The 6,510-nt window shown below is 63.3% G+C and carries 6 protein-coding genes; all 6 read left to right on the top strand.

The annotated features are described in order from the left end of the window. Nucleotides 1–102 precede the first annotated feature (102 nt). The 6 genes from ACXR0M_RS03210 to ACXR0M_RS03185 all read left to right on the top strand — a co-directional run bounded on the left by ACXR0M_RS03210 (nt 103) and on the right by ACXR0M_RS03185 (nt 6,436). The gene (locus tag ACXR0M_RS03210) at nt 103–621 is read left to right on the top strand and encodes an RNA polymerase sigma factor (RefSeq protein WP_458829862.1); all 519 of its coding nucleotides are present in this window, start codon (nt 103–105) and stop codon (nt 619–621) included. Beyond that, a complete protein-coding gene (locus ACXR0M_RS03205; protein WP_458829828.1) occupies nt 618–1,589 on the top strand; it encodes a FecR domain-containing protein in 972 nt (323 codons plus the stop codon). Before ACXR0M_RS03210 ends, ACXR0M_RS03205 begins: the two co-directional genes overlap by 4 nt. Before the next feature lie 269 nt (nt 1,590–1,858). Beyond that, nucleotides 1,859–4,297 carry a TonB-dependent siderophore receptor gene (locus ACXR0M_RS03200; protein WP_458829826.1) on the top strand — a complete coding sequence of 813 codons (2,439 nt, stop codon included), beginning with the start codon at nt 1,859–1,861 and terminating at the stop codon, nt 4,295–4,297. 72 nt (nt 4,298–4,369) lie between these two features. Then, the gene (locus ACXR0M_RS03195; RefSeq protein WP_458829824.1) at nt 4,370–5,494 is read left to right on the top strand and encodes a PepSY-associated TM helix domain-containing protein; all 1,125 of its coding nucleotides are present in this window, start codon (nt 4,370–4,372) and stop codon (nt 5,492–5,494) included. Further along, nucleotides 5,491–5,670: a hypothetical protein gene (locus tag ACXR0M_RS03190; protein ID WP_458829822.1), complete on the top strand. Its 180-nt coding sequence runs from the start codon at nt 5,491–5,493 to the stop codon at nt 5,668–5,670. The genes ACXR0M_RS03195 and ACXR0M_RS03190 overlap by 4 nt, the downstream gene beginning before the upstream one ends. A gap of 136 nt (nt 5,671–5,806) precedes the next feature. Continuing rightward, complete coding sequence (locus ACXR0M_RS03185) at nt 5,807–6,436, top strand: glutathione S-transferase (protein WP_458829820.1); 630 nt, start codon at nt 5,807–5,809, stop codon at nt 6,434–6,436. The last annotated feature ends 74 nt before the right edge of the window (nt 6,437–6,510 follow it).

The following is a 6,510-nucleotide window of genomic DNA, read 5'->3' as shown; positions in this document are numbered from 1 at the left end:
ACCTCAGCTTCACCCGACCAGTGGCCAATTGCTAACCATTCGCACCTCTGCGAGAATCGCGAACAATTCTCGTTGGTTAACCTTTCCCAATCGGTGCGTCTGGTGTCGTCAGTCCCAAGCCCTCACAGTGAACTCGTCGGTGCGTTGTATCGCGACCATCGCGGTTGGCTGCTGGCCTGGTTGCGGCGCAACGTGGCGTGCCCGCAGCGCGCCGAAGACCTGAGTCAGGACACCTTCGTGCGGCTGCTTGGCCGTGATCAACTGCTGACGCCGCGTGAACCCCGGGCGTTTCTGGTGGCGATCGCCAAAGGCCTGCTGTTCGACCATTTCCGCCGCGCGGCGCTGGAGCAGGCCTACCTCACCGAACTGATGCTGATACCCGAAGGCGAACAACCTTCAGTGGAAGAACAGCAACTGATCCTCGAAGACCTCAAGGCGATCGACCGGCTGCTCGGCAAACTGTCGACCAAGGCCCGCGCCGCGTTCCTTTATAACCGCCTCGACGGCCTCGGCCATGCCGAAATCGCCGCGAAACTCGGCGTCTCGGTGCCGCGGGTGCGGCAGTACCTGGCGCAGGGGATCCGTCAGTGCTACATCGCCCTCTACGGTGAACCGACATGAACCCGGCCAGCTCCAAGCCGGTCTCGGCCCAGGTGCTGGACGCGGCGATTGCCTGGCAGTTGTCGCTGGATTCCGGCAGCCCGCTGGAGCGCGAAGAGTTCGCCAAGTGGCACGCCGCTCATGAAGAACACGCCCGGGCCTGGCGCCAGTTGGGCATGCTCGATCAGCGTTTCAGCGTGGCCAACGGCCCGGCCCGCAGCGCCTTGCTGCAGTCACGCGAAGGTATTCGCCGACGCGTGCGCAAGCTGGGCAGTGGTCTGGCGAGCATTGTCGCGGTGGTGAGTCTGGCGCTGCTGTTCGGTGATCGTTATCTGCCGCTGGATTACTGGCTGGCCGATCAGCGCACCGCCACTGGCGAGCAACGCACGCTGCGGTTGGCCGACGGCACTGTGCTGAACCTCAACACCCACAGCGCGGTGGATGTGCGCTTTGATGCCCGGCAACGGCTGATCGTCCTGCAGGAAGGCGAGATTCAGGTGGAGACCGGGCATGGCGACGCGCGACCGTTTATCGTCGAGACCCGCGAAGGCAGCATGCGCGCGTTGGGCACGCGGTTTCTGGTCAAGCGCGAGGCGCAAGGCACTCGCCTGAGCGTGTTGCAGTCGGCGGTCGCCGCGCATCCGCAAGACCATCCTGAAGAACAGATTCTGCGCGAAGGCCAGCAAGTGCTGATCCGCAATGACCGCCTCGACCCCGTCGCTGCGCTCAACCCCGGCGCCGACGCCTGGACCCGCGGCATGCTGGTGGTGGATAACGCACGGCTGGCTGATCTGGTGCAGGAACTGGGGCGCTACCGTCGCGGCTATCTCGGCGTAGCCCCGGAGGTTGCTGACCTGCGCATCACCGGCAGCTTCCCGCTGCACGACACCGACAAGGCCTTGAGCGCCCTGCTGCCGACCTTGCCGGTGCAGATCGAGCGGCACACGCCGTATTGGGTGACGGTGGCGAAGGCTGATACCAAGCCCTGATTGATCTGGCGCTTGAGCGGCCGCCATCGCTGGCAAGCCAGCTCCCACAGAGATTGGTTTCGATTACCTGGTCTGTGAACAGCACTGAACCTGTGGGAGCTGGCTTGCCAGCGATGGGGCCGTCAGCCGCGCGATAAAAACAGGCTGGACACCCTCCCCAACTGCGCCGCTTCCAACCAACCAAAATTATTTTCCTCCAGCCCTATCACTTTTCAATTCTCGTCCGGCACACAGGCAATTGAGAAATATTTCCATTCAGGAGCCTTCGCATGTCCCGTTCGCTAGACACCTTGTTGCGCCCCAGTCTGTTGGCCGTCGCCATTGCGCTCGGCGCCCCGCTGCTGTGCAGCCCGTCGTTCGCCGCCGAGCAGGCGTCCAGCGTGCGCGCCTACAATCTGCCGGCCGCGTCGTTGTCGACCACGCTGAACCAGATCGCCAGCCAGGGCGGCCTCGCGTTGTCGCTGAATCCGGCGCTGGCCGCCGGTAAGACCTCGGCGCCGGTCAACGGTCAGTACGACGCCGCCGGCGCGCTGCGCGCGGCGCTGCAAGGCACCGGTCTGCAACTGGAACAAAGCAGCAGCGGCACTTACACCCTGGTGGCGGTGCCGGAAGGCACACTGGCGCTGCCGGAAACCGCGGTGATCGGCGTGGAAAACCTGGAAACCGCCTGGGGCCCGGTCGAAGGCTACACCGCCACTCGCACCGCTGCCGGCAGCAAGACCGACACCGCGCTGGTCGAGGCGCCGCGCTCAATCTCCGTCGCCACCCGCCAGCAAATGGACGACCGCAGCGTGCACAGCCTCGATGACGCCGTGCGCTACATGCCGGGCATCACCGCCAGCAGCTACGGCAGCGACACCCGCGCCGACTGGCTGCGCGTGCGTGGCTTCGAACCGACCCAATTCCTCGATGGCCTGCCGCTGCCAAAAGGCGTGTACGCCAACCCGAAACAGGAAACCTGGAACCTCGACCGCCTCGCCCTGCTGCGCGGCCCGGCCTCTTCCGTGTACGGCCAGACCCCGCCGGGCGGCTTGCTGGATATGGTCAGCCGCCGCCCGAGCGCCGAGGCCCGCAGCGAAATCCAGCTGCAGTACGGCAGCGACAACCACCGCCAGATCAACTTCGCCAGCACCGGCAAGATCGACGACGCCGGGCAGTTTCTCTATGGCATCAGCGGCGTGGTACGTGACAGCGACACGCAGATCGATCACATCGAAAACAAGCGCTACAACATCGCCCCGAGCCTGACCTGGAACATCGACGACGACACCAAACTCACTCTGCTGAGCCAGTTCACCCGTGACGATACCGGGGTCACCAGCCAGTTCTACCCGATCCAGGGCACCAGGATCGACATGCCGTTCGGCAAGATCTCCCATCACAAGAATCTCGGCGATCCTGACTACGACTACTACGACCGCACCTACTACGCGCTCGGTTATGCCTTTGAACATCGCCTCAACGATGTCTGGCAGTTCAAGCAGAACCTGCGTTACACCAAGTCGGACCTGTCGTTCCAGACCGTCACCGTCAACAGCTACAACCCATCGTTTGCCGGTTTCACCGTTGACGACCAAGGCAATGTCGGTCGCGGCACGACCAACGCCGATGAAGACATCAGCCAGTTCGCCGTGGACAACAACTTCCAGGCCGACTTCGCCACCGGCGACATCCGCCATACGCTGTTGCTCGGCCTGGATCACCAGCGCAGCAACACCAACTACACGTCGATCTTCGGCACCGCGCCGGACATCAACGTCAACCACCCGACCTACGGCCAGCCGATCACTCGTCCGCCGCGCTCTTCGGCCTTCTATGACTACGACCAGAAGACCTACCAGACCGGCCTCTACGTGCAGGACCAGATGGCGCTCGACCAATGGCGCCTGACCCTGGGCGGGCGTGAAGACTGGGTGCACACCAGCACGCAGTTCATCAACAAGGGCGACGCCACCAACACCCAACGCGACAAGGCTTTCAGTGGCAACGCGGCGCTGAGCTACGTGTTCGATTCGGGCTTTGTGCCGTACCTGTCGTACGCCGAATCCTTCCAGCCGACGACCGGTGCCGACGCCACCTCCACCGGCTCGCTCAAGCCAACCGAAGGCAAGCAGTGGGAACTGGGCATCAAGTATCAGCCGCCGGGCAGCAAAACCCTGTTGAGCGCTGCGGTGTATGACCTGACCCAGAAGAACGTCTCGGTCAACACCATCGTCAACAACGTGACCATCGCGAGTCAGGCCGGTGAAGTGAAGGTCAAGGGTCTGGAGCTGGAAGCGGTTTCGGACGTCACCGACAACCTGAAAGTCATCGCCGCCTACACCTTGGCCAAGTCGCAAGTGCAGAAAGGCGTGGACAAGGGCAATCGCCTGCAACTGATGCCCAACCAACAGGCTTCGCTGTGGACCGATTACACCTGGCACAGCGGCGTGCTCGACGGTTTCGGTATCGGCGGTGGCGTGCGCTACACCGGCAACACCTATGGCGACAAGGCCAACACCTGGCTGGGCAAGGCGGACGCCTACACCGTGTTCGATGCCTCGGTGCATTACGACCTCGGCCGCCTCGACAACAGCCTCAAAGGTGCATCGGTTGCGGTCAACGCCACCAACCTGTTCGACAAGGACTACATCTCCACCTGCGACGGGTTCTACTGCTACTACGGCGACCAGCGCAGCGTCGTCGCCAGCGCCACCTACAAGTGGTAAGCGCGTGAGCTGAACCGGTCCTGTCACCAAGCCGTCCCCGTGGGCGGCTTCGGTGTTTTTGAAGGTCATGAAATGAAAAGTAAAACAATCCGCCGCTGGTCGTTCATCCACACCTGGAGCAGCCTGATCTGCACCGTGTTTTTGCTGCTGCTGGCCTTGACCGGTCTGCCGCTGATCTTCCATCACGAGATCGAACACCTGCTCGGTGACGCGCCGCAACTGCGCGAGATGCCGGCCGACACGCCGCACCTGAATCTGGCGCAACTGGTCGCGGCCGCCGAACAACATCGTCCCGGCGACGTGGTGCAGTACTTCGGTTTCGAGGACGACGAGCCGAACGCGGTGCTGACGATCATGGCGAAAACCGCTGGCACCGAGCCGAATTCCTCGCACACCTTCATGCTCGATGCGCGCACCGGTGAGGCAGTGGAAACCCCGGCGGCCAATGGCGGCCTGATGCTGTTCATCCTGCGCCTGCATGTCGACATGTTTGCCGGACTGCCGGGCAAGTTGCTGCTGGCGTTCATGGGACTGCTGTTTGTGGTGGCGGTCATTTCCGGCACGGTGTTGTACCTGCCGTTCATGCGCCGGCTGGATTTCGGCAGCGTACGCCGGGACAAATCCACCCGCCTGCGCTGGCTCGACCTGCACAACCTGATCGGCGTCGTGACCCTGACCTGGGCGCTGGTGGTCGGCGTCACCGGGGTGATCAGCGCTTGCGCCGATCTGCTCATCGCCGCGTGGCGCAACGATACGTTGAACGCCATGGTCGCGCCGTACCGCGACGCCCCGCCGCTGACCCGTCTGGCACCCGCCACCCGCTTGCTGGACATCGCCCAGGAAGTCGCACCGGGGATGAATCCGGACTTCATCGCCTTCCCCGGCACACGGTTTTCCAGCGAACACCATTACGCGGTGTTCATGAAGGGCGGCACGCACCTGACCTCGCACCTGCTGACGCCGGTGCTGATCGACGCCAGCACCTTGCAGGTAACCGCCGTAGCCGAGCGCCCGTGGTACATGGACGCCATGGGCATGTCGCAGCCGCTGCACTTCGGTGACTACGGCGGCATGCCGATGAAAATCCTCTGGGCGACCCTCGACGTGCTGACCATCATCGTGCTCGGCAGTGGCGTGTATCTCTGGGTGGTACGGCGCAAGGCGGCAAAACCGCTGCCGGCGGAGGCCGCTGCATGAAGCCGCGTCGGAGCAATTTCTGGAAAGTCTTCAGCACCCCGCTAGTGATCGCCCTGCTGAGTGCGGCGGGGTTGTTTTCGGCATTGTTGGGGGATGGCATCTGGGATGCCTTGAGTTGGCTCGGCCTGGGCATCCCGGCATTTCTAGCCATAAGAGGCTTATTGCCGCGAAGCTGAAGCCCCTTGTAGGAGCTGCGGAACACTGCGATCTTTTGATCTTGATCTTAAAAAGAGGAGCAAGATCAAAAGATCGCAGCGTTCCGCAGCTCTTACAGCTAATCTGCTGCTCTTCGACGATCACCGAGGTTTGCCCATGTCCGCCCCCAGCATGACCCTGTTTCACAACACGCTCTCCCCGTTCGTGCGCAAAGTGATGGTGCTGTTGCACGAGACCGGCCAGCAGGATCGCGTCGCGCTGCAGGACTGCGTCCTCACCCCGGTCAACCCGCACGCTACGCTCAACGCCGACAACCCGCTGGGTAAGATCCCGGCCCTGCGCCTGGCCGACGGCAGCGTCATCCATGACAGCCGGGTGATCCTCGAATACCTCGACCAGCAGCACGTCGGAAACCCGCTGATTCCCCGCGAAGGCGCAGCGCGCTGGCGGCGCCTGACCCTCGCCTCGATGGCCGACGGGATCATGGACGCCTCGGTGATGGTGCGTTACGAGCTGGTGCTGCGCGCCCCGGAAAAACACTGGGACGAATGGCTCGACGCCCAGCGCGACAAAATCCGTCGCGCCCTGGCCTATCTGGAAAGTGACGCTATCGCCGAACTGACCAGCCATTTCGACGTGGCGGCGATCAGCGTGGCGTGCGCACTGGGCTACCTCGACCTGCGTCACCCGGACCTGGATTGGCGCAGCGCCAATCCGCAACTGGCCAGCTGGTTTTTTGAGGTGAGCCAGCGACCCTCCATGGTCGCCACCCAGCCCAAGCCTTAAATCGGCGGCGCCTGCTCCGGCCTCTTCGCTGGCAAGCCAGCTCCCACAATGGGTTTGGGTATGTCAGGGACCTC

Source organism: Pseudomonas sp. Eth.TT006 (genome assembly GCF_054456575.1).
The sequence above is the reverse complement of the archived record's forward strand: the minus strand, read 5'-3'. Positions and strand labels throughout refer to the sequence as shown.

What these genes read in the sequence shown, in the direction of transcription:
- ACXR0M_RS03205 (WP_458829828.1), top strand. Translation starts at nt 618, where the DNA reads ATGAACCCGGCCAGCTCCAAGCCGGTCTCGGCCCAGGTGCTGGACGCG.
- ACXR0M_RS03200 (WP_458829826.1), top strand. Translation starts at nt 1,859, where the DNA reads ATGTCCCGTTCGCTAGACACCTTGTTGCGCCCCAGTCTGTTGGCCGTC.
- ACXR0M_RS03195 (WP_458829824.1), top strand. Translation starts at nt 4,370, where the DNA reads ATGAAAAGTAAAACAATCCGCCGCTGGTCGTTCATCCACACCTGGAGC.
- ACXR0M_RS03190 (WP_458829822.1), top strand. Translation starts at nt 5,491, where the DNA reads ATGAAGCCGCGTCGGAGCAATTTCTGGAAAGTCTTCAGCACCCCGCTA.
- ACXR0M_RS03185 (WP_458829820.1), top strand. Translation starts at nt 5,807, where the DNA reads ATGTCCGCCCCCAGCATGACCCTGTTTCACAACACGCTCTCCCCGTTC.